The sequence below is a fragment of the Nocardia lijiangensis NBRC 108240 genome (assembly GCF_001613045.1).
In the GTDB taxonomy this organism is placed as follows: Bacteria; Actinomycetota; Actinomycetes; order Mycobacteriales; family Mycobacteriaceae; genus Nocardia; species Nocardia lijiangensis.
Genome location: NZ_BDBP01000081.1, coordinates 12,795 through 34,284 on the forward strand (window position 1 = coordinate 12,795; position 21,490 = coordinate 34,284).

The 21,490-nt window shown below is 69.1% G+C and carries 26 protein-coding genes and 1 riboswitch; of the genes, 12 read left to right on the forward strand and 14 right to left on the reverse strand.

Translation table 11 applies throughout. The features are described 5' to 3' along the window. Positions 1-56: 56 nt before the first annotated feature. From NL1_RS27075 to NL1_RS37865, 5 genes are all read right to left on the reverse strand, one after another. A complete protein-coding gene (locus tag NL1_RS27075) occupies positions 57-521 on the reverse strand; it encodes a YfbM family protein (RefSeq protein WP_067844976.1) in 465 nt (154 codons plus the stop codon). A gap of 238 nt (positions 522-759) precedes the next feature. Further along, the gene (locus NL1_RS27080) at positions 760-1,566 is read right to left on the reverse strand and encodes an LLM class flavin-dependent oxidoreductase (RefSeq protein ID WP_067844978.1); all 807 of its coding nucleotides are present in this window, start codon (positions 1,564-1,566) and stop codon (positions 760-762) included. A gap of 9 nt (positions 1,567-1,575) precedes the next feature. After that, positions 1,576-1,704, reverse strand: a complete 129-nt coding sequence (locus NL1_RS39955) for a hypothetical protein (protein WP_281180866.1) — start codon at positions 1,702-1,704, stop codon at positions 1,576-1,578. Positions 1,705-1,886: 182 nt separating this feature from the next. Then, positions 1,887-2,573, reverse strand: a complete 687-nt coding sequence (locus tag NL1_RS27085) for a response regulator (protein ID WP_067844980.1) — start codon at positions 2,571-2,573, stop codon at positions 1,887-1,889. Continuing rightward, the gene (locus NL1_RS37865; protein WP_245673552.1) at positions 2,573-5,338 is read right to left on the reverse strand and encodes a histidine kinase; all 2,766 of its coding nucleotides are present in this window, start codon (positions 5,336-5,338) and stop codon (positions 2,573-2,575) included. The genes NL1_RS27085 and NL1_RS37865 overlap by 1 nt, the downstream gene beginning before the upstream one ends. Before the next feature lie 169 nt (positions 5,339-5,507). Between NL1_RS37865 and NL1_RS27095 the strand changes: the two genes are divergently transcribed. Together NL1_RS27095 and NL1_RS27100 are read left to right on the forward strand one after the other, a co-directional pair. Beyond that, entirely contained in the window at positions 5,508-6,515 is a 1,008-nt protein-coding gene (locus NL1_RS27095) for an ABC transporter ATP-binding protein (protein WP_067844984.1), read from the forward strand. Continuing rightward, positions 6,512-7,360, forward strand: coding sequence for an ABC transporter permease (locus NL1_RS27100; RefSeq protein ID WP_067844986.1), 849 nt, complete (start codon positions 6,512-6,514; stop codon positions 7,358-7,360). The genes NL1_RS27095 and NL1_RS27100 overlap by 4 nt, the downstream gene beginning before the upstream one ends. A 502-nt stretch (positions 7,361-7,862) precedes the next feature. Here the strand turns inward: NL1_RS27100 and NL1_RS27105 are convergent. Further along, entirely contained in the window at positions 7,863-8,471 is a 609-nt protein-coding gene (locus tag NL1_RS27105) for a TetR/AcrR family transcriptional regulator (RefSeq protein WP_067844988.1), read from the reverse strand. A gap of 102 nt (positions 8,472-8,573) precedes the next feature. On the opposite strand from NL1_RS27105, the gene NL1_RS27110 reads away from it, so the two are divergent. From NL1_RS27110 to NL1_RS27125, 4 genes are all read left to right on the forward strand, one after another. Next, entirely contained in the window at positions 8,574-9,221 is a 648-nt protein-coding gene (locus tag NL1_RS27110) for an FMN-dependent NADH-azoreductase (RefSeq protein WP_067844995.1), read from the forward strand. 36 nt (positions 9,222-9,257) lie between these two features. Then, the gene (locus tag NL1_RS27115) at positions 9,258-9,578 is read left to right on the forward strand and encodes a DMT family transporter (RefSeq protein ID WP_067844997.1); all 321 of its coding nucleotides are present in this window, start codon (positions 9,258-9,260) and stop codon (positions 9,576-9,578) included. Between the two features lie 62 nt (positions 9,579-9,640). Next, complete coding sequence (locus NL1_RS27120; protein ID WP_084510982.1) at positions 9,641-10,096, forward strand: SRPBCC family protein; 456 nt, start codon at positions 9,641-9,643, stop codon at positions 10,094-10,096. A gap of 93 nt (positions 10,097-10,189) precedes the next feature. Next, on the forward strand, positions 10,190-10,630 hold the full coding sequence (locus tag NL1_RS27125; RefSeq protein ID WP_067845031.1) for an OsmC family peroxiredoxin: 441 nt from the start codon (positions 10,190-10,192) through the stop codon (positions 10,628-10,630). 44 nt (positions 10,631-10,674) lie between these two features. On the opposite strand, the gene NL1_RS27130 is transcribed toward NL1_RS27125, so the two are convergent. From NL1_RS27130 to NL1_RS27145, 4 genes are all read right to left on the reverse strand, one after another. After that, on the reverse strand, positions 10,675-11,136 hold the full coding sequence (locus NL1_RS27130) for a hypothetical protein (protein WP_156095069.1): 462 nt from the start codon (positions 11,134-11,136) through the stop codon (positions 10,675-10,677). A gap of 35 nt (positions 11,137-11,171) precedes the next feature. Continuing rightward, positions 11,172-11,963, reverse strand: coding sequence for a CbtA family protein (locus NL1_RS27135; protein ID WP_067845001.1), 792 nt, complete (start codon positions 11,961-11,963; stop codon positions 11,172-11,174). Beyond that, positions 11,954-12,148: a CbtB domain-containing protein gene (locus tag NL1_RS27140; RefSeq protein ID WP_067790036.1), complete on the reverse strand. Its 195-nt coding sequence runs from the start codon at positions 12,146-12,148 to the stop codon at positions 11,954-11,956. Before NL1_RS27140 ends, NL1_RS27135 begins: the two co-directional genes overlap by 10 nt. A gap of 69 nt (positions 12,149-12,217) precedes the next feature. Beyond that, a riboswitch (cobalamin riboswitch) is annotated at positions 12,218-12,400 on the reverse strand. Positions 12,401-12,452: 52 nt separating this feature from the next. Beyond that, a complete protein-coding gene (locus tag NL1_RS27145) occupies positions 12,453-12,770 on the reverse strand; it encodes an antibiotic biosynthesis monooxygenase family protein (protein WP_067845003.1) in 318 nt (105 codons plus the stop codon). Positions 12,771-12,840: 70 nt separating this feature from the next. Here NL1_RS27145 and NL1_RS27150 point away from each other — a divergent pair, with 70 nt between their 5' ends. Beyond that, complete coding sequence (locus tag NL1_RS27150) at positions 12,841-13,584, forward strand: alpha/beta fold hydrolase (RefSeq protein WP_067845033.1); 744 nt, start codon at positions 12,841-12,843, stop codon at positions 13,582-13,584. A gap of 43 nt (positions 13,585-13,627) precedes the next feature. Here the strand turns inward: NL1_RS27150 and NL1_RS27155 are convergent, their stop codons facing one another. Beyond that, entirely contained in the window at positions 13,628-14,554 is a 927-nt protein-coding gene (locus NL1_RS27155; RefSeq protein ID WP_067845004.1) for an HhH-GPD family protein, read from the reverse strand. A 99-nt stretch (positions 14,555-14,653) separates the two neighbouring features. On the opposite strand from NL1_RS27155, the gene NL1_RS27160 reads away from it, so the two are divergent. Next, a complete protein-coding gene (locus tag NL1_RS27160; RefSeq protein WP_067845035.1) occupies positions 14,654-15,277 on the forward strand; it encodes a carbonic anhydrase in 624 nt (207 codons plus the stop codon). Positions 15,278-15,400: 123 nt separating this feature from the next. Beyond that, a complete protein-coding gene (locus NL1_RS27165; protein ID WP_067845007.1) occupies positions 15,401-16,066 on the forward strand; it encodes a hypothetical protein in 666 nt (221 codons plus the stop codon). A 6-nt stretch (positions 16,067-16,072) separates the two neighbouring features. Here the strand turns inward: NL1_RS27165 and disA are convergent, their stop codons facing one another. The 3 genes from disA to NL1_RS27180 form a co-directional block, all read right to left on the reverse strand. Continuing rightward, complete coding sequence (gene disA / locus NL1_RS27170) at positions 16,073-17,158, reverse strand: DNA integrity scanning diadenylate cyclase DisA (protein WP_067845037.1); 1,086 nt, start codon at positions 17,156-17,158, stop codon at positions 16,073-16,075. Between the two features lie 62 nt (positions 17,159-17,220). Beyond that, entirely contained in the window at positions 17,221-18,621 is a 1,401-nt protein-coding gene (gene radA, locus NL1_RS27175) for a DNA repair protein RadA (RefSeq protein WP_067845009.1), read from the reverse strand. 114 nt (positions 18,622-18,735) lie between these two features. Then, positions 18,736-19,437 (reverse strand): copper chaperone PCu(A)C domain-containing protein, encoded by a 702-nt coding sequence (locus tag NL1_RS27180; RefSeq protein WP_067845011.1) that lies wholly within the window; start codon positions 19,435-19,437, stop codon positions 18,736-18,738. Between the two features lie 366 nt (positions 19,438-19,803). On the opposite strand from NL1_RS27180, the gene carD reads away from it, so the two are divergent. Genes carD through ispF form a run of 3 tightly spaced genes read left to right on the forward strand, consistent with a single transcriptional unit; the run spans position 19,804 to position 21,468 of the window. Continuing rightward, positions 19,804-20,292 carry an RNA polymerase-binding transcription factor CarD gene (gene carD, locus NL1_RS27185; RefSeq protein ID WP_011206964.1) on the forward strand — a complete coding sequence of 163 codons (489 nt, stop codon included), beginning with the start codon at positions 19,804-19,806 and terminating at the stop codon, positions 20,290-20,292. Between the two features lie 2 nt (positions 20,293-20,294). Further along, positions 20,295-20,987: a 2-C-methyl-D-erythritol 4-phosphate cytidylyltransferase gene (ispD, locus tag NL1_RS27190; RefSeq protein WP_067845013.1), complete on the forward strand. Its 693-nt coding sequence runs from the start codon at positions 20,295-20,297 to the stop codon at positions 20,985-20,987. Between the two features lie 13 nt (positions 20,988-21,000). Beyond that, positions 21,001-21,468, forward strand: coding sequence for a 2-C-methyl-D-erythritol 2,4-cyclodiphosphate synthase (gene ispF / locus NL1_RS27195; RefSeq protein WP_067845039.1), 468 nt, complete (start codon positions 21,001-21,003; stop codon positions 21,466-21,468). The last annotated feature ends 22 nt before the right edge of the window (positions 21,469-21,490 follow it).

The following is a 21,490-nucleotide window of genomic DNA, read 5'->3' on the forward strand; positions in this document are numbered from 1 at the left end:
ACGAGAAGGCCCGCCCCCAACGGATGCCGTTGGGGGCGGGCCTTTTTGTGCCCTGCTCAGCCGAAGTGCATGACCGCCGCGGAGCCGGATTTCGCGGCGTCGGCGAAGAAGGCGGCGAGAGTCGCGTAGTGGATGCGCAGATAGCCGAGTGCCGCGTCGCCGTCCCTGGTCCAGATGCCCGGGTAGACGTTCGCCGCGTCCATGGCGGCGGGATCGTAGTGCGCGGCGAGCGCGGTGAACGGCGTGTCCCGCAGCCGTTCGGCCGTGCTGCCGACGAGGTCGGCGGGCCATCCGTAGTACTCCTCGCTGTCGAGGGGCACGCCGCTGTCGCACAGATCCACCCCGGTCTCGGCCTCCTCGAGCAGATAGCGCAGCCCGTCCCACGCCTTGTCGAGATAGCCGCTGGGATCGTCGTCGGCCCGCTCGAGCTGCCAGAGTTCTTCCTGCGCTTGCGGACCCGCCGCGATCAGGTGGCTCAGCCGCTCGCTCGTGACCTTGGTGAACGACAGGATCACTCCCATTGCTTTCCCCGTTCCCACGGAATTCGGCGACCGCCGAATTCCGATCCGATTGTCTTCCTTGGTGATCGAGACGGAATGTAATCGACTCGACCGACAGGTCTCGCCGGGAGACGGGCGGGCTTGGCTTCGGACCAAGCCGATCAGGCCGCCGAGCGCCGTTCCCACAACGCGGGCATCATCCGATGACACCGAATCCGGCCGCAGCTGTCGGTAGGCGCGAGCCTGTAGTGGAGCGCCCTCATCGATCAGCCACCGATGGGGCCCAGCGGCGCAGGATCGGTGCGAAGGCTGAGGCCAGTTCGTCGGGGACCACGAGTTCGTCGATTCCGTACTTCTCCCTTCGGTATTCGAGCAGATCGGCGGCTGCGGTCGGATCTTCGGGCAGCAAGGCCGCCGCGCCGGTGTCGCGCAGTCCGTCGGCGGTGAGTCCCAGGTGTTTTCCGAGCCAGAAGGGCAGCCGCTCGCCGATGCCGACGAGCTGGTGGGTGAAGCGGACGTCGCGGTCGGTGTTGTCGCGCACGATGCGCACCATGTCGGCCCATTTCGCTTCTGTGGCGCCGGGTGGGGCCGCGAGCAGGATGCGGTCGGCGATCTCGGCCGCGGTGGCGAGCATGTGCGGACCGCTGGCCGCCATGACGATCTCCGGGGCGGGGTCGACGGCCGCGTGTACCGCGGCGACTGTCTCGAGCAGCTGTTCGCGACGCTGTCGCGCGGAACCCCAAGGCATGCCGAGCCGTTCGGCCTCGGCGGCGGCATCCGGACGGCCCGCGCCGATGCCGAGTTCGAAGCGTCCGCCCGAAAGCAGCTGCAGCGCGGCCACTTCCCGCACCAACGCGGCACTGTGCCGCAGCGGGGCCGCCAGCACGTTGGGCCGCAGCCGCACCGTGCCGGTGACCGCCGCGGCCGCCGCGAGCATCGGCAGCGGCGAGGGCGCGTACATCGTGTCGGGCAGCAGAATCGTTCGGTAACCCTGGTTTTCGGCCGCCCGCACCGCGTCGACCCACTGCGTACCCGTACGCGGCGTGACGATCATGCCGAACTTCATCGCGTCCCCTCAGCGTCCGGTCTCGCGGAGCACGGCGAACTGTTCCCGATTCTGTGCCTCGGTGATCTCACCGCGCGCGAAAGCGTCGCGCAGCGCACCGATGCCGGAATGGCGCCGGAAACAGTAAATAACGACCACGGATGCCCGCCGTCGTCGTAATGCGTGAAAAGAGTCATGCCCCGAGCGTGCGCGCCGTGACACTGCCGAAACATCGGCCGCGCGTCCCCGATCCGGCTACGTCTCCCGACGTATGCGCGCCCCCGGCAACCCCGAGCAACTGGCAGTTTGCCGAAAGCCGCCGCTCATCGATTGCTGAATATTCACTGCCAGCCGGGGCGGACCAGGCCGGATTCGTAGGCGAGGACGACCAGTTGGGTGCGGTCGCGGGCGTTCAGTTTGGTGAGGATGCGGCTGACGTGGGTGCGGGCGGTGGCGGGGCTCATGAAGAGGCGTTCACCGATCTCGGCGTTGGTGAGGCCCTCGGCGACCAGGGTCATCACCTCGCGCTCGCGGTCGGTGAGTTCGTTCAGCGCCGCGGGCGGCGGTTGTTTGGCATGCGCGGAGAACTCGGCGATCAGGCGGCGGGTGACGCCGGGGGAGAGCAGGGCGTCCCCGGCGGCCACCACGCGCACGGCGCGCACCAGATCGGCGGGTTCGGTGTGTTTGACGAGGAAGCCGGTCGCGCCGGAACGCATCGCCTCGAAGACGTACTCGTCCAGCTCGAAGGTGGTCAGCACGACCACCCGGACCTCGGCCAGCTGGGGATCCTCGGCGATCATCCTGGTCGCGCACAGCCCGTCGAGCACCGGCATGCGGATATCCATCAGCACCACGTCCGGGTGCAGCGCCCGTGTCATGCGCACCGCCTGCTCACCGTTGCCGGCCTCGCCGACCACCTCGATGCCGTCCTGCGCGTTCAGCAGCGCGACGAACCCACCGCGCACCAGCGCCTGATCGTCGGCGACCAGCACCCGAATGCTCGTCGTGTTCGCGGCGCGCTCGTCCATCACATCTCCGCGGTGTCCGATTCGCCGGAAGGGGCGGAGCTGTGTGGATTCGAGTCGGCGGCCGGGGCGGCTTCGCCCGGAGCGGTGGAGTCGTTGCGAACTTGCCGGTCGCGGATCGCGGTGTCCGAGTCTCCGGCCGCGGCAGGCGTGGAGCTGTTGCGAACTTGCCGGTCGCCGATTGCATTGTCGGAGTCTCCAGCGGCGGCGGGCGTAGAGCCGCTGTGCGTTTCCGGCCGCGCGGTGGCGCCCGCGTCGCCAGGGACGGAATGCGCGGAGCCCTTGTGGACGTTCGAGTCCGCGGTTGCGACGGACGCGGTCTCGTTGTGCCTTTGCGGCCCGGTCGTCCTGCTGGAGGCCGAGGTGTCCGAGTCCCCTACGGACGCTGCCGCGGAGCCGTTGTGAACTTGCCGGTCGCCGATCGCGGCATTCGAGCCTCCGGCAGCGGCGGGCGTGGAGCCGCTGCGCGTGTGCGGTCCGGCGGAGTCTGCGTCGCTGGGGACCGGGTGCGCGGAGCCCTCCGCGTGAGCTTTCGGCTCGGTCGTCTTGCTGGAGGGCGAGGCGTCCGAGTCCTGCGCGGACGCTGCGGCGAAGCCGTTGCGAATCCGTTCGTCGATCGCGGTGTGCGAGTCTCCGGCAGCGCCGGTGTTGGAGCCGCTGTGCGTTTGTAGCCCGGCGGTGGCGTCCGCGTCGCATGGTAAGGGGTGCGCGGCGCCCTGGACGTTCGAGTCCGCGGTTGAGACGGAGGCGGTCTCGTTGTGTGTTTGCGGCCCGGTCGTCTTGCCGGAGGCCGAGGTATCCGAGTCCCCGGCGGACGCTGCCGCGGAGCCGTTGGAAACCTTCCGTTCGTCGATCGCGGTATTCGAGCCTCCGGCAGCGGTGGACGTCGAGCCGTTGCGCGTGTGCGGTCCGGCGGAGTCTGCGTCGCTGGGGACCGGGTGCGTGGAGCCCTCCGCGTTGTGAGTTTTCGGCTCGGTCGTCTTGCTGGAGGCCGAGGTGTCCGAATCCCCCGCGGACGCGGCGGCGGAGCCGTTGCGAACTTTCCGTTCGTCGATCGCGGTATGCGAGTCTTCGGCAGCGGTGGGGGTGGAGCCGCTGTGTGTTTGCGGCCCGGCGGTGGCGTCCGCGTCGCCTGGGACGGGGTGCGCCGAGTCCTTGCGGACGTTCGGATCCGCGGCTGCGGCGGACGCGGTCCCGTTGTGAATTTTCGGCTCGATCGCCCCGCTGGAGGACGAGGTATCGGAGCTTCCGGAGGCGGTCTCGTTGTGCGGATTCGGCTTCGTGGCCTTGCTGGAGGGCGAGGTGTCCGAGACTCTGGAGGATGCTGCGGCGGAACCGTTGCGCACCTCCGGGTCTGTTGTCTCGTCCGCGAGCACCCCGGACGCGCCGTTCTTCGCGGGAGCGGGTTCGGCGGGCCGGGGCGCTGGGCGCGGTACGGGCGCGGTCTGGTTGGGCAGCCGGGCCGCGACGCGGAAGCCGCCGCTGGGGCGCGGTCCCGCGGTGAGCGCCCCGCCGAGGGCGTGCGTCCGCTCGCGCATGCCGATGATGCCGTTGCCGCCGCTCGAACCGGAACGGATCACCGGCGCGGTGGGACGGGTGTTGTCGATGGTGAGATCGACCGAACCGGCCGCGTAGCGGACGGTGACCGTGGCCTTCGCGCCGGGCGCGTGGCGCACCACGTTGGTCAGGGATTCCTGGATGATCCGGGCTGCGGCCACGTCGATCACGCTGGGCAGCTTCTGCGGTTCGCCGATGACGCGGGTCTCGACCGAGAGCCCGGCGTCCCGAGCCCGCTGCAGCAGCGTGTCCAGATCCTCGATGCTGGGCGCGGGCGCGCGTGGCGCCTCCTGTTTTCTGGCCGACACGGCGTTGCGCGGCAGTGTGCCGGAGTTCGTATTCGATTCCCGCCGTTCGCCGGAAGCGACGCGCCGGACGCCGCGGCGGCCGCGTGCGGGACGGGGCGCCTCGGTCGAATTCCGCGTGACCGCTTCGGGTTCGGGATCGTCCAGGGTCGCGCCGGTGCGGATGGTCTGCAGCAGCGTGTGCACCTCGGCGAGCGATTCCTTGCTCGCCGCCTTGATCGCGGCAAGCGCGGTCCGCGCCTGCTGCGGCTTCTTGTCGAAGAGTTCCAGCGCCACCGAGGACTGCACGTTGATCAGCGAAAGGCTGTGGGCCAGCACGTCGTGCAACTCCCTGGCGATGGCCAGCCGCTCTTCGGTGGCGCGACGTTCACGCTGCGCCTGTTCGTCGCGGCGGGCGGCCTCCACGCGCTGCCTGCGGGCCTCCATCATGACCTTGCGCAGACGCAGCCCCTCGGCCGCGCCGACGAGCACGGTCAGCCAGGCCATGGTCCCGAAGATCTGCCAGCCGTTCACCGACCTGCCGAGCAGCGCGGGCAGCGGCCAGACGAAGGTCGCATAGCCGATCGGCGCGAGCGGGTATGTCCACCAACGGGATCCGATCGTCGCTGCGGTGAGGAACGCGATCACCAGTGACACGAAGATCGGACCGTATCCGTAGCCGAGGGCCAGATAGATCCCGCACGCGGCGAGCGTGATCACCAGCACCGGCAGCGGCTGGGTGCGTCGGAAGAGCAACGCCACCGGCCCGGCGAGCAGCAGCAGATAGCCGAGCACATCCAGCGACTCCGTGCCGGTCTGGTGCATATTGGCGCCGCGACTCCCGGCCACCTGGACTATCGCGACGATGATCGCGAGGCCCCAGTCCCATACGACCGAGCCACGATTCGCTATGCCTGGCGCACTCACCCTTGCAGCCTAAGCGGCCGACCGCCGATCGGCGTCCGTCACCACACGTATTCCACGCCTACGTTCGGGGCTCGAGCGGTGGCGGCGGGCCAATTCGGTCGCGATACGTACGCAGGACATCGCCGCGCGACGGATGTGCCGCCCCAGCTCAGCGCGGGATTCTCGGGACATGACGAATTCCATCGTGGTCACCTCGGGGCTGACCAAACGCTACGGAGAGCACACGGCCGTCGACGACGTCGGCATGCGGGTCGCCGCCGGGGAGATCTACGGATTCCTCGGCCCGAACGGCGCGGGCAAGACCACCACGCTGCGCATGCTGGCCGGGCTCATCCGGCCGAGCGCGGGCACGGCGACCGTGCTCGGCGGCGCGCCCGGCGACCCCTCGGTGCAGCGCCGGATCGGGGCGCTGATCGAGGGCCCCGGCTTCTATCCGTACCTCTCCGGCCGCGACAACCTGCGGGTTCTCGCGACATATCGCGGGCTTGGCCGGGCCGAAGTGTCGGACGCGCTGGACCGGGTCGGTCTCGCCGACCGCGCGGACGACAAGTTCCGCACCTACTCCCTCGGCATGAAGCAGCGCCTGGGTGTCGGCGCGGCCCTGCTCGGCCACCCCGACCTGCTGATCCTGGACGAGCCGACCAACGGCCTCGATCCCGCGGGCATGGCCGAAATGCGGGAGCTGATCACCGAATTGACCGCCGACGGGCACACCGTCCTGCTGTCCAGCCACCTGCTGACCGAAGTCCAGGAGATCTGCGACCGCGTCGGCGTCATCTCCGGCGGCAGGCTCATCACCGAGTCCACGGTGGCCGAATTACGCGGCGCCGCTTCACTGTTGCTGCGCGCGGAGCCGGTGGGGGTGGCCATCGCGGCGGTGCGCGCTGCACTCGGGGCGGAGGTGGGGCTGCGCATTACAGAGGTGTCGCCGCCGCGCGGTGGCGAATCGGTGCTGCGCGGTAGCGAATCGCCGCTGCGCATTGCCGAATTGCCGCTACGTAGTGGCGAATTGGCGCGGCGAGGAAGAGTCGGTATTCGCATCGAGGTCGACGCGAATGCTGCGCCGGTGGTCGCCCGCGCTGTTGTCGACGCCGGAGCCGAGTTGCTCGAGCTTCGCGTCGACGAGAAGTCCCTGGAGGAAGTGTTCTTCGAGATCACCGAAGGAGCGATGCGATGATCGGCCTGATGGCGAGCACTCGCGCGGAACTGTTGCGGTTGCGTGGATGGCCCGCGTTCTGGATCGTGCTGGGGACGTGGATTCTGTTGAACCTCACGTTCTCCTACGTGTTCAACTATCTCGCGTACACCTCGGGCGAGCAGAGTGCCATGTCCGACGGACTGCCGAAAGAAGTTCTTCTGCAACAGATGTTGCCCGCTGCGGTGCCGGAGGTGTTCACCCAGGGGATGGCGATGTTCGGTGGCGCGCTCATGCTGATCCTCGGCGCGCTCGCCGTCGGCAGCGGATACGGCTGGGGTACCTGGAAAACCGTGTTCACCCAGGGGCCTTCGCGGGTAGCGGCGGTCGGCGGCATGCTGATCGGTCTCGCGCTGGTGGTCGTCGCACTGGTCTGCGTGGCGTTCGCGGTGGACACCGCAGTGGCCGCCCTGATCGCGAGCACCGAGTCACAATCCCTCGTACTGCCGAGCCCGTCCCACATCTTCGACGGACTCCTCACCGGCACAGCCATTCTCGGCATGTGGACACTCGCGGGCGCCCTGATCGGAGCACTTGCCCGCGGCCCCGCCCTCGCCGTCGGCCTCGGCCTGGTCTGGGTGCTCGTGGTGGAAAACCTGCTGCGCGCGACGGCCGCGATCTTCGCCCCGATCGAAGCCCTCACCAACCGCCTACCCGGAACCGCCGCCGGCTCGCTGGCCGGCGCAATGCGCACGGTGGACGGCCCAGCCACCCCCGGCGTCCTCGATATCCTCTCGCGCACCGAATCCCTGACCCTGCTCGCGCTCTACGCAGCCCTCTTCTCCGCAACCACCCTCGCCCTCATCCACCACCGCGACTTGACCTGACCGTGCCCCGCTGCTTCGCAGAGGTTCTGCACGCCTCGCAGGCCCTGCAACGTCTGCGAGGCGTATGAAAGGTATGCGAAGTGCCGCGCTGGTGACGCCACAAAGTCGGTTGACGCCTCACATAGGCACCGGGCTTGCGAGGCGTACGAAAGGTGTGTGAGGTGCCGCGCTGGTAGTCGTCGCAGAGGTTCTGCACGCCTCGCAGCCTCTACAACGTCTACGAGGCGTAGGAAAGGTATGCGAAGGCCGCGGTGGTTACGCCGCAAAGGGTTTGACGGCTCACGTAGGCGCCAGGTTTGCGAGGCGTACGAAAGGTGTGTGAGGTGCCGCGCTGGTAGTCGTCGCAGAGGGCTTGATGCCGCGCAGCCTTCCAAGGTCTGCGAGGCGGGTGCGTCGGCGCCAAGGCCGTGGTGGCAACGCCACAAAGGTGGCTGATGCCTCACATAGGCACCGGCTCTGTGGGACGTGTGAACGGTGTGTGCGGATAAGCCCGCGCGGGGGCCTATTGGGATTCGCCGAGAAGGGCGTGGGCGATGCGCGCTAGGCCTTGGGCGATGGCCGACGGGGTGAGCCCGCGTTCGCGTTGCGCGGTGTAGACCTCCGCTGCCAGCGGGGCCAGCAGTGAATCCACCAGCGCGTCCGGTTCGTGGGTGTCCGCTGCCAGCAGCAGTGCCCGGACGTGGGCGTACCAGAATCCGTACGCGCCGGTGGTGAAGCGCGCGCCGCCGGTTTCCGCGCCGAGGGCCAGGTGGGCGTGGTCGTCGAGGAGCTCGACCATCGCCTCGTAGAAGGCGGCGAGGCGGTCGGCGGGGGGTGCGCCGGGCCCGAGTGGTGGCTCGCCGTGCAGCAGGCGCTCTTGGAGGGCTCGTTCGTGTTCGTCGAGGAGTGCGACGGCGATCGAGTTCGTGTCTGGATAGCGGCGGTACAGCGTGCCGCGGCCGACGCCCGCGGCCTTGGCGATGTCGTCCATGGTCACCGCGCGGGGATCGCGCCCGGCGAAGAGTTCCGCCGCGGCCGCGAGGATCTTGGCGCGGTTGCGGGCTGCGTCCGCGCGTTCGCTCGGCGGGTGGTCGAGCGGGGCGCCGGTGAGCAGGTCCGAGCGGGCATCCATGACAGCGACTCTAGCCGAATTCGGAATAAGTGGACAGTATGTCCGGTTGATGGCTAGCGTGGTAACCGGACGATGTGTCCGATTGATCGAAAGGTTGACCCCATGAGCACCTTGTTGCACCTGGACGCGAGCGCCCGGCGGCGCTCCATCAGCCGGGAGCTGAGCGCGGAGTTCGCCGCGGCCTGGCGCACCGAAAACCCGGACGGCGGGTACCGGTACCGGGATCTCGCGACGCACCCCGTGCCGTTCATCGGCGAGGCGTGGACCGAGCTGTGCGACGCGGTGCTCGCGTGCGGCGGCTTCGACCCCGCCGAACTCGGCGCACTGGTGCAGACTCCGGCGCAGGCCGAGGCGCTCGACGTCCTGCGCCCGCTCTTGGACGAGGTGCTGGCCGCCGATGTGATCCTGATCGGCACCCCGATGTACAACTACTCGATTCCCGCCGTGCTGAAGGCCTGGCTGGACCAGCTCACCTTTCCGCGAATGTCGTTGGGCCACCGCCGTTTCGTGGTCGTCTCGGCGCGGGGTGGCAGCTATACGCCCGGCGCGCCCAAGGCAGCCTTCGACTACCAGGAGCGCTATCTGCGCGATTTCTTCGCGGGCCACTTCGCCGTCACCGACACGGTTTTCGTGCATGCCGAACTGGCCAACTCGCGCCAGGACCCTGCGCTGGCCGACCGCCGAGCCGAACACGACGACTCCTACGCGAAGGCCGTCGAAACAGCCCGCTCGCTCGCGGCGCGGTACTGATCCGGGCGCCGTGCCTCGAATGACTGGAGCACCGAAATGAACTGGCTGGTACTGGGTCTCGCAGGTCTGGTCGAGATCGTCTGGTCGCAGAGCATCAAACCGACCGAGAACTTCACCCGTCCGCTGCCCACCCTCGTGTGCTTCGCGCTGGGCAGCCTCGCGGTGTACCTGCTGTCCAGGGCCATGCAGACGTTGCCCGTCGGCACCGCCTACGCCGTGTTCACCGGCATCGGCGCGGTGGGCGCGATCGGCCTCGGCGTCGTGGTGCACCGGGATCCGCTCAACGCGGGCCGGGTGCTCGCGCTCGCTTTGATCATCGGCGGCCTCGTGCTGGCCAGAATGACCAATCCCGAGTGACCGCCGTAGATCTGGTGAGGCAAATGCTGTGGGGTCGCGGGTGGCGCGGGTATGGTCCGATGATGGTCGACCAGTCAGTTCGCCCCCCGGATCTGTCCGCACGGCCCTACGAGCTCACCGTGGAGCGGGTGATGAAGGCCTCGCCCAGCCTGCTTTACGCCGCATGGACGCAGGGGTTCGACATCTGGTTCGCCGCCCCGGACTCGGTGCGGATGCGGCCCGCGGTGAACGAGCCGTTCTTCTTCGAGACCGAATTCGAGGGCAAGCGCAATCCGCACTACGGCCGGTTCCTGCGGCTGGAGCCGGAGCGTCTCATCGAGCTGACCTGGGTCACCGGCGAGGGCGGCACCGAGGGCGCCGAGACCGTGGTGAGCGTGCAGTTCCTCAAGCAGCCGCGCGGCATCCGGCTTCGCCTGCGCCACGCCGGGTTTGCGAGCGAGGCGGCAAGAGAACGGCACCGCGAGGCGTGGCCGCAGGTGCTCGAGCAACTCGACAAAAAGCTCGGCGCGGCCGGCTGACGAGGCTCTCCCGCCGAAGCGGTGTCCGCGGCTTCGGGTGTGCGGGTAGGTTCGAGCCCGCACGAGTTCGGCTCACTTCGTGAAAGGACAATGATGCCAACACGTACCGCGCGCACCGCATGGACCGGTGGTCTCCAGGACGGATCCGGTCAGGTCGAGCTGACCAGTTCGGGCGTCGGCAAGTACGACGTCTCGTTCCCGAAGCGTTCCGCGGAGGAAGCCGACGGCACCACCAGCCCCGAGGAACTGATCGCGGCCGCGCACTCCTCCTGCTACGCCATGGCGCTCTCGGCGCAGATCGGCAACGCGGGCGGCACCCCCGAGAGCTTGGACGTGACCGCCGACGTCACCCTCGGCCCCGACCCGGCGGGCGGCTTCCGCATCAACGGGATCAAGCTGACCGTCCGCGGCCGTGTGTCCGGCTTGGACGCCGACGGATTCCTCGCCGCCGCCGAGGCCGCCAAGGCGGGTTGCCCGGTGTCCAAGGCACTGGCCGGTGTCGACACCATCAGCCTGGATGCCGCACTGGCGTGACCGTTTGATTTCTCGCACCCCTCGCGTCGAGCGGGTGCGGGGAGTCATGCGGTCGCGCCGCGGGCGAAGTACGTGCGGGCGTCGGGTGTGTACATGGCGGGAATCGCGACGAGCACCGCGAGCACGTGGATCGCGCGCAGGATCCCCAGGGTGAGCGAGCTCGGGGTGACGGACAGGTCGAATCCTTCGGTCGCGAGGGCCGTCAGCGGTTCGACGAGCAGCGAGGCCAGCCCGAGGATGCCGAGGCCGAGTGCGAGCGCGAGCCGAGCCATCCGGTCGCCGCGCGTCATCCGCACCACGACGGCGAACACCACCAGGTAGATCGCGCAGCGCACGGCCAAGCCTGCGGCTAGGTCCGGCACGTCGGCCTCGGACCGATCGAGCGTCATCGCCGCTCGCGCCAGCGCCTCGCCGATCCCGGCGAGCAGGGCGACGACGAAACCCGCGGCGGCCAGCGCCACCGAACGCGGCGACACGGGAGAACGAAAAAGGACAGTGCCGGTCATGAGACCGACACTGCCCCTGATCTTCTGGACGCGGATCAGCCCGCGGTAGCGACCTCGCCCCGTACCGGGGTACTGGTCCGTGCCGCGAACTCGGTGAGCGCGGCGAAACCGAGACCGAGTGCCGCCCACAGCGTGGCGGAGACGGCCAGCGACGCGACCCGGAACTGCCACAGCAGACTCGGCGGGAAGTCGGCCGTCACCTCGTCGACGCCGGGCAGCAGCACATAGCCCAGCGTGGTGATCAGCACGAACACCGCGACACCGGCAATCAGCCGGACCGTGTCCAGCTGCCCGCGCAGCAGCTTGTACACGTACACCCCTGCACCGACGGCCGCGAGGCCGAGCAGCACCGAGGCCACCCACAGCAGGGTGCGATCGTTGATGGTCTCCGGATCACCCACCGCGGGCGGGTTGGCCGGGTACTTGAAGAACGGCACCGCGACGATCGCGGCCCAGCCTCCGATGCCGAGCCCGATCGCCAGTTTCGGACCGGACAGGTCGGTGTAGCGCCGCGCGAAGTGCGCGACCGAGGCGAAGATCGCGCCGAAGGCGAGACCGCTGAGGCCGAGGGCCAGGAACTGACCGAACTTCTGTCCGGGCCTGCTGACCAGCGGCTCCTCTTCCTCGCCGTGGGAGTGGCCCGTGGCGGGCTCTTCGGGAGCGTGGTGCGATTCCTCGGTCGCCGCGTTCGCCTCTTCGATGGCGATGGCGGCGTCGACCTTGGGTTCGCCGACGAAATAGCCCACCGTGGCGGCCAGCAGGCCGGCGATCAGACCGGCAAGCAGGCCGCGCAACAGTAGGGTCTTCAGGGTTCCGATCAGTGGCACGGAACACCCAGCAAGTGACGTCCGTCGTGCATGAGCTCATGCATGAACATCCCGCTGCGCGAGATGGCACCCTGATCGAAGCCGACCAGGTAGAGCGTGAGCAGCGCGAGAAGAACGACACCTACCGTGACGAGCACAGTCGCCAGCGAATCGGTCGCCTGGCTCGGTGAATGCGCAATGGCCATTCGAGTCCTCCTAGGGAGACGTCCCTGCCGGAGTTTCTCGCCCGGCAGGGCGTTGTCGCGTCCCGTGAGATGGGTTGCGCGATGGGTGCCGGTGTCTGGCTTTCCGGCACCTTGCCTGCCTCCGCCTGCTCGGCGGAGGTCGGACTCGATGCTTGGAACACAGTGGCGCGACCGCTCCGGAATCACACCGGAATTACCGCATCACCCTCGCTTGGTCACTTCGAACTGTGACACCACCGTGCGCCCGTCGTCAACACAGTCGACGTCTGTTGACCACGGTGTGGGCGAGTCGTTACCCGCTATTTCAGGACGCGGGCTTGGCCGCGACGTCCAGGACGACCTCGAATTCGAGCAGCGAAGCGCCGGTGGAGACCGGCTTCTTGTCACCGCTGCCCGCATGCGCGGCGCGCGCGGGACCGTCCCGCCACGCGGCGAAGGATTCCTCGGAATCCCATTGGGTTACCACGAAGTAACGATTCTCGCCGGCGATCGGGCGAAGCAGCTGGAAGCCGAGGAAGCCGGGCGAGCCCTCCACGGCATGCGCGCGGTGCGCGAACCGCTTCTCCAGCTCCGGCCCTGCGCCTTCGGGGACCTCGATCGCGTTGATCTTCACGACAGCCATGACTCGACAATACGTCGCCCGTGCACGGGTGGTCGCGCGCCTGCGCGAGCTCGGGGGCACAATCGAGCCGATGTGGTACGACGAAGGCGGAGCAGGCGTGCCGATCCTGCTGCTGCACGGTTTGATGGGCAGCGCGCGCACCTGGGGTGACCAGCTGGACTGGCTGCGCGCCCACGGGCACGTCTACACCTTCGACGCGGCGGGCCACGGCCGTCCCGCGCCGCAGGAACTGACCACCGAGGCGTTCGTCGCCGATCTCGCCGAAGCCACCGCGCGGCTCACCGAGCCGATGGTGGTGGTCGGCCATTCGATGGGGGCGCTGCACGGCTGGGTCTTCGCCGCGCAGTATCCGGAGCGGGTGCGCGCGCTGGTGATCGAGGACATCGCCCCGGATTTCACGGGGCGCACCGCCGCCGACTGGGCCGCGATGATCGAGGCGTGGCCGCAGCCGTTCCCGGACGCCGATTCGGTGCTCCAGTATTTCGGGCCGGTCGCCGGTCGCTACTTCCTGAACTCCTTCGTGCACGGCCCGGACGGCTACCGGCTGCACGGCTCCGTCGCGACATTTCGCGACATCTCCGAAGAATGGGGCACCCGCCATTTCTGGGAACAGTGGCGGGCGGTACGCGTCCCGGTGCTGCTCATCGAGGGCGAGCACACCATCACCCCGGCCGGGCAGATGCGGGAGATGGCCGCGACCAATCCGAACGCGGAGTACGTGCTGATCCCGGACGCGGGGCATTTGGTGCACGACGATCAGCCGGCGCGCTACCGCGCCGAGGTCGAGCGCTTCCTGCGCCGGGTCCTCGGCTGACGCGCACCTCCGCGACGGACTTCGCGCGAATGCCCGACTCGTGTCAGCGATCACCCTCGCCGGCGAGCGCGAACAGCCCGTCGGCCGTCTGCTCGATCAACCCGTCGATCAGCAGCGAGTCCAGCGCCCGGTCGCGCTGACCGGGATCGCGGGTCCAGGCCAGGTCGAGGCGCACCCGTTCGACCGGGCCGGTCGCGGCGCGCAGCACGTCGAGCAGGCGGCCGCGGGCCTGGCGGTCGGTGCCCTCGTACTTCTGGGTGCGGCGCACCACCTCCGACACCGGACGGCCCGCGGTCACCCACTCGCAAGCGGGCAGCGGACAGCGCGCGCAGTCGGGTGTGCGTGCGGTGCACACGGTCGCGCCGAGCTCCATCAGCGCCGCGGAAAACCTTGCCGCGCGGTCGATTTTCGCGGGCAGCAGGGCCTCGGTCTCGGCCAGGTCGCGGGCGGCGGGGTTACCGGCCTCGGCGCGGCCGTGCACGGCGCGCGCGACCACCCGGCGCACGTTGGTGTCCACCACCGGTACGCGCTGGCCGTAGGCGAAGCAGGCGACCGCCCGCGCGGTGTAGGCGCCGATGCCGGGCAGCCCGAGCAGCACGTCCACGTCGGCGGGGACCGCGTCGCCGTGTTCGGCGGCGAGCACCCGTGCGCACTCGTGCAGCCGCAGCGCGCGCCGCGGATAGCCGAGCTTGCCCCAGGCACGCAGCACCTCGGCCTGGGAGGACGCGGCCATCGCCGAGGGCACCGGCCAGCGCGCCACCCACTCCAGCCAGATCGGCTCGACCCGCACCACCGGCGTCTGCTGCAGCATGATCTCACTCATCAGGATCTGCCACGCGGTGACGCCGGGACGTCGCCACGGCAGGTCGCGGGCGGTCTCGGCGTACCAGTCCAACAGCGCATCGGGGTCGATGCCGCGATTGCCGAATTGTTGCCGGTCCGGTGTGGCCCGACCTGTGCCGATACGCATTGCCCTCACCGTCTCCGCCGCTCGGCGGACAGTCGATATTTGCCGACCCGTAACGAAACTGACTCGCTGGTAGCGAAAGCGTTGTGCACAATGGTCGGTATGTCTGATTCAAACCCGATCAGCGCCTGGAAGTCCCTCCGCGAGGGCAACGAGCGTTTCGTCAACGGCACGCTGTTGCATCCTAGTCAAGGAGCCGCCGACCGGGCGAAGCTCGTCGGCGGTCAGCATCCCTCGGCGATCTTGTTCGGCTGCGGCGATTCGCGCGTGGCTGCGGAGTTGATCTTCGATCAGGGTCTCGGCGACATGTTCGTGGTGCGCACCGCGGGCCACGTGGTCGACAGCTCGGTGCTCGGCTCGATCGAGTACGGCGTGCACGTGCTGAACGTTCCGCTGATCGTGGTGCTCGGACACGACAGCTGCGGCGCGGTGAAGGCCACCATCGACGCGCTCGACGGCGGCGAGGTCCCCGGCGGGTTCATCCGCAGCGTCGTGGAGAAGGTGACGCCCTCCGTCCTGATCGGCCGCCGCGAGGGTCTCTCGGAAGTGGACGAGATCGAGGCAAGGCACGTCGTCGAGACGAGCAGGCTGCTGATGCAGCGGTCGATGATCATTTCCCAGCGGGTCGCGACCGGTGAGCTCGCCATCGCCAGCGTCACTTACAAACTGGCCGAAGGTAAGGTCCAGTTGCATCGTGTCGTCGGCAACATCGGCGAGGTCGTCTGAACCGGTTTCGCGCGAGGTTTTCCCAGCGTGCCGGGTGCGATACACCCGGCACCCCGGTGTCGTCCCTTCCGACACGCCGAGGTCCTGAGACACCGCGCCCGGTGCTGCCCGTAAGTTTGAATCGTGCTGGAACCGACTGGACCGCTGCCTCCGGAGATCTACTGGCGTCGTCGCGTTTTCGCCATCGGTATCCTGGTCGTGGCGCTCGCGCTGGTGATCTGGCTCGTGGTGATGGCCGTCCGCGGTGGCGACTCGCCCGGTGAGGCCAAGGCGGCCGCGTCGAGTTCGACCTCGTCGGTGAAGAAGCCGGCCGATCCGGCCAAGTCCTCCACGAGCGCGGACGCGCTGAAATCTTCGGCTGGTCCGGCGCCGAGCGCGGGTGCGACTCCGGCGGCGGGGCAGTGCCCCGATCAGTCGCTCGCGGTGAAGGTGACCGTCGAGCAGCCCACCTACAAGGCGGGCGAGCAGCCGGTGTTCGGCATCGTGATCACCAACATCTCCTCGGTGACCTGTTCCCGCGACGTCGGATCCGGGCTGCAGCAGATCTCGGTCTACACCCTCGACGGCAGCCGCAGGCTGTGGTCGAGCACCGACTGCTACCCGGACGGTCAGGCCGACGTGCGCAACATGAATCGCGGTGAACAGGCCGCGTTCCAGGTCACCTGGTCCGGCTCCACCTCGCAGCCGAATTGCGCGGGCGAGCGCGTCCCGGTTCCGCCGGGGGCGTATTCGGTTGTCGCGCAACTGGGTTCGGTGCGCAGCGCGGCCGAGCCGTTCAACATCGCCTGAGCGGCTTCACCGGTCCCTGGCAAACGAATCGTCCATGTCCGCTTCGGCGAGACGGGTCAGCCCCTCGCGGATCTGGCGTGCCCTCGGCACCCCGATCCCGTCGATGGACTCCAGATCGCTCGCGGTCGCCACGAGCAGCCCTTGTAGCGAGCCGAACGAGTCGACCAGCGATTCGATGTGGGTGAAGCGCAGCCGGGGAATTCGGGTGAGCACCCGGTACCCGCGCGGACGCATCGGCAGGTCCAGCGCTTCGATGGTGCTCGGATAGCCAAGCGGCGCGGCCAGATTGGTGAGGTCGAGCAGTTCGGCGTCGGTGAGCAGGTCCAGGCCCGCCAGCGCGCGGTCCACCCCGGCCGAAGCGACCGGCTCGTCCGCCAGGTAATCGCGGATGAGCAGCTCGCGCAGCCAGGCGTTGTCGCCGACCAGATCCTCCAGTTGCAGCGCGAGCTGGCGACCGTCGGCGCCGAGTTCCAGCACGTTCTGTTCGATCTCCTCGGCGAGGCGGCGCACCATTTCCAAGCGCTGGGCCGCCGTCAACGCGTCGCGCAGGGTGACGACGTCCTCGATCTCGCTCTCGGAGAGCTGCTCGCACACCTGATCCAACCGGGCCTTGTAGCGCTCCAGCGTGCCGAGCGCCTGATTCGCCCTGGCCAGGATCGTGGCCGAGGGCTCGACCAGGTGACGGATGTCGTCGACGTACAACGTCATGGTGCGCATCGACTTGCTCACCGCCACCACCGGGTGACCGGTCTGGGCGGCGGTCCGCTCCGCGGCTCGGTGCCGGGTGCCGGATTCCGCGCTCGGCAGATTCGGATCGGGCACCAGGTGCACGTTGGCGCGCAGGATGCGGGAGCCGTCGGTGGAGAGCACCACCGCGCCGTCCATCTTCGACAGCTCGCGCAACCGGGTCGGCGCGAATTCGACGTCCAGCTCGAATCCGCCGTCGCAGAGGCGCTCGACGCCTTCGTCGTAGCCGAGCACGATCAGGCCGCCGGTGCGGCCGCGCTGGATGCGTTCCAGTCCGTCCCGCAGCGGAGTTCCTGGAGCCAGCCGCGTGACGACCTCGGGGAGCCGGTTCGCGGGAGCCGCGATCGGAGTACGGGGCGCGGAGGGGGCCGGTCTGCCGAGCAGATACGCCGCCCACCGCCCTGGAATCACTCGGCCGCCTCGGCCCGCGCCGTCCGCCGCGCACGTAGGCCGCTGATCCGCAGCGCCGAGCCGACGTCGGTCACCTCGTGAATCTTCATGCCCCCACCCTTCACTCGATCCAGCCCCGGCGGCACCAGCGCGGTGGTGAAGCCGAGCCGCTGCGCCTCGGCCAGCCTACGTGCCAGGCCGGTCACCTTGCGTACCTCGCCTGCCAGGCCGACCTCGCCGAGTATCACCCAGCCCGGCGGCAGCGCCGTGTCGGATTCGGCGCTGGCGATGGCCAGCGCGATGGCCAGATCGGCGGCGGGCTCGACGAGCCGCATGCCGCCGACGGTCGCCGCGTAGACGTCGTGCTTGCCGAGGAAGACCCGGCCCCTGCTTTGCAGCACCGCGAGCACCATGGCGACCCGGTTGTAGTCCAGCCCGCTGACGGCGCGGCGCGGCGCGGGAATCTCGGTCTTCACCGTCAGACCCTGCACCTCGCCGACCAGCGGCCGCTTGCCGTCCATCGCGACGGTGACCGCGGTGCCCGGCACCGAATCGGTGCGATGGTGCAGGAACAGCCCGGACGGGTCGTCGACGCCCGCGATGCCGTCCTCGTGCAACTCGAAACAGCCCACCTCGTCGGCGCTGCCGAAGCGGTTCTTGATGCCGCGCACCATGCGCAGCGTGGAGTTCTTGTCGCCCTCGAACTGCAGCACCACGTCCACCAGGTGTTCGAGGGTGCGCGGGCCCGCCACATTGCCGTCCTTGGTGACATGGCCGACCAGCAGCACGGCGATCCCGGTCGCCTTGGCCAGCGAGGTGAGCGCCGCCGTCACCGCGCGCACCTGGGTGACGCCCCCGATCACGCCGTCCACATCCGGCGCGAGCATGGTCTGCACCGAGTCGACCACGAGCAGCGTCGGCCGTACCTGCTCGACGTGTCCGAGCACGATCGACAGATCCGACTCCGCGGCGAGGTAGACCCGCTCGTGCACCGCGCCGGTGCGGTCCGCGCGCAGCCGTACCTGCCCCGCGGACTCCTCGGCGGTCACATAGAGCGCCTTCTCGTCGCGCTGCTTCGCCCATCGGTGCGCGACCTCGAGCAGCAGCGTCGACTTGCCGACGCCGGGCTCGCCGGACAGCAGCACCACAGAGCCCGCGACCACGCCGTCGCCGAGCACCCGGTCCAGCTCGCCGACACCGGTCGGCCTGGCCTTGGTGACCTTCGAATCGATCGTGGAGATCGGAGCCGCCGCGGTGCTCGGCAGCATCGCGCGCCTACCGGGCGCCGCGGCCGACGCGGGCGAAACGGCCGCCTCGTCCACCGTGCCCCACGCTCCGCAGTCCGGGCACTTGCCCACCCACTTCGCCACCTCGTGCGAGCAGGCGGAGCACCGGAAGATCGGCTTAATCTTTGCCACAGGCGCACCTTACGTACCGGGCCCGACAGAACCCGCCGGACGTGGCGGGGTAAGGAAAAGGCTGCCGCACCGGGTGCGACAGCCTTCGTTCTCGGTCCGCGACGGGCGGACGGCTCAGTGGCCGCCGCCGTGGCCGCCGCCTGCGGCCGGGCCCGACTTGTCGGACTCGTGGCGCTCGGCCTCGGTGCCCGCGTCCACCGGCACCTGGACCTGGACGGTGCCGTTCTCCTTGAAGTTGAACGAGACGGTGTAGGTCAGGCCGGGGGTGATGTCCTTGGTCAGACCGGTGATCTCGATGGTGGCGGGCTTGGCCGCCGGATCGGCGGTCTTCTGCTCGGTCGACTGCGTGCCGTGGGAGTCCGAGCCGTGGCTGTCGTTGCCGTGCGAGTCGGTCGAGGTCTTGGCGCTCGGCTCGGCGGCCGCCGCGACGACGGTCTGCTGCGGCGCCAGCTTCACCGCGGACGCGCCCGACGGCGGGGTGATCTTCACCTGGCCGAGGTCGGTGGTGACGCTGGTGAGCTCGTCGGCGACGGTCTCGCTGTTGTTCACGATGGACAGCGCGATCAGCGCCTTGCCGCCCTTGACGTTGGTGTAGCCCTCGCCCGGGTAGACGATGTGCACGTTGCGCAGCGAGATGTCCTCGACGTCGGCGTTGTTGCCGTTGATGGCAGGCGCCTGGTTCGCGGTCTGGGAGACCTGACCCGCGCTGCAGCCGGACAGCGCGAGCGCGGCGCCCGCGGCGAGTGCGGCAACAGTCACCACGAGACGGGGCTTCCGCGCCACCGACGAGGCGGTCACAGCTTTCAGGGCAGTCACGGGTTGTCCTCCATGTCGACCGGGATCACTCCGCTACGGAGAGTAGTAACTAGGCAGCGTAGTAGTCGACCCAGGGGACTTGTCGATGGGGCCGGATCTCGGGTTCGCGACACCGCCGACGGTCGGCATCCGTTGCATAACGGTTCGGTGGCCCGGGGGTGCGGTTGCGGGCCGAGTGCCGGGGCGCTCGGCGGGACACGGCCGAGATAGCGCCGACGGATAACTCGTTCTGGCACAACGTAATGCACACCGCCCGGGTTCTGTCAACCCCCTCGGTCTGCTCGTTGTGGCCCTGACCTGCACAGTTGATCGCGCCGTTACCGAGTCGCATGTTAAACTGTGAACATCGAAAGGGGCACGGGACACATGATTTTTAAGGTCGGAGACACCGTCGTTTACCCCCACCACGGAGCGGCGCTGATCGAAGCAATCGAGACTCGCACCATCAAGGGTGAGCAAAAAGAGTATCTGGTCCTGAAGGTCGCCCAAGGCGATCTGACTGTTCGCGTACCCGCGGAAAACGCCGAATATGTCGGCGTGCGCGATGTCGTGGGCCAGGAAGGTCTCGACCGGGTCTTTCAGGTGCTGCGCGCGCCGCACACCGAGGAGCCGACCAACTGGTCCCGTCGCTACAAGGCCAACCTGGAGAAGCTCGCCTCCGGCGATGTGAACAAGGTGGCCGAGGTCGTTCGCGACCTGTGGCGTCGGGAACAGGATCGTGGGCTGTCCGCCGGTGAGAAGCGGATGCTGGCCAAGGCCCGCCAGATCCTGGTCGGTGAACTCGCGCTGGCCGAGGGAACCGATGACGGCAAGGCCGAGACGCTGCTCGATGAGGTTCTTGCAGCGGCTTCCTGACCGTGAACAACTCTGACAGCGACAGTCCTGTCGTTGCCTTGGTTCCTGCCGCCGGCCGCGGCGTCCGTTTGGGTGAGAACATGCCCAAGGCGTTCGTCACGGTCGGCGGTACACCCATGGTCCGGCTGGCCGTGGACGGCCTGCTGGCCTCCGGGGCGGTCGACCGCATCATCGTGATGGTCCCCGCCGAACTGGTCGAGAGCGCAGTCGCCCTGCTGCCGCCCTCCGACGCGGTGCGGGTGGTCGTCGGCGGCGCCGAGCGCACCGATTCGGTGCGCGCGGGGATCGCCGCCGCGCCGGACGCGGGCTATTTCCTGGTGCACGACGCCGCCCGCGCGCTCACTCCGCCGGAGTTGATCGCACGGGTCGCCGCCGAGTTGCGGGCGGGTCATCGAGCGGTGGTGCCCGCCCTTCCGGTCGTCGACACCGTCAAGTCCGTCGACTCGGATGGCGTGGTGACGGGCACCCCCGATCGCGCCGCGCTGCGGGCGATCCAGACCCCGCAGGGTTTCGCCGCCGATCTCCTCGAAGCCGCCTACGAGACCGACGTGCTCGCCACCGACGACGCGGGACTGGTCGAGCGTTTCGGCGCCGAGGTGCGCACCGTTCCCGGCGATCCGATGGCCTTCAAGATCACCACCCCGCTGGATCTCATGCTCGCCAATACGGTGTGCAACGCGGCGCGGAGCGTGTGAGACCGTCGTGACCATGCGAGTTGGTATCGGCAGCGACGTGCACCCCATCGAACCCGGTCGTCCGTGCTGGATGGCGGGTCTGCTGTTCGATGGCGACGACGGCTGCGCGGGCCACTCCGACGGCGACGTCGCCGCGCACGCCCTCTGCGACGCGCTGCTCTCCGCGGCTGGGCTCGGCGACGTGGGCGCGGTGTTCGGCACCGGTCGCCCCGAGTGGAAGGACGTCTCCGGCGCCGCGATGCTGACCGAGGTCCGCAGGTTGCTCGACGAGGCCGGATTCGACATCGTCAACGCCGCGGTGCAGGTCATCGGCAATCGTCCGAAGATCGGGCCGCGCCGTGCGGAGGCGCAGAAGGTGCTCGGCGAGCTGCTGGGCGCGCCGGTTTCGGTATCGGGAACCACCACCGACGGACTCGGTCTCACGGGTCGCGGGGAAGGGGTGGCGTCGATCGCCACCGCGTTGCTGCAAGCTCGCGGATAGCGCACAACCGCTCGGGCGCTTA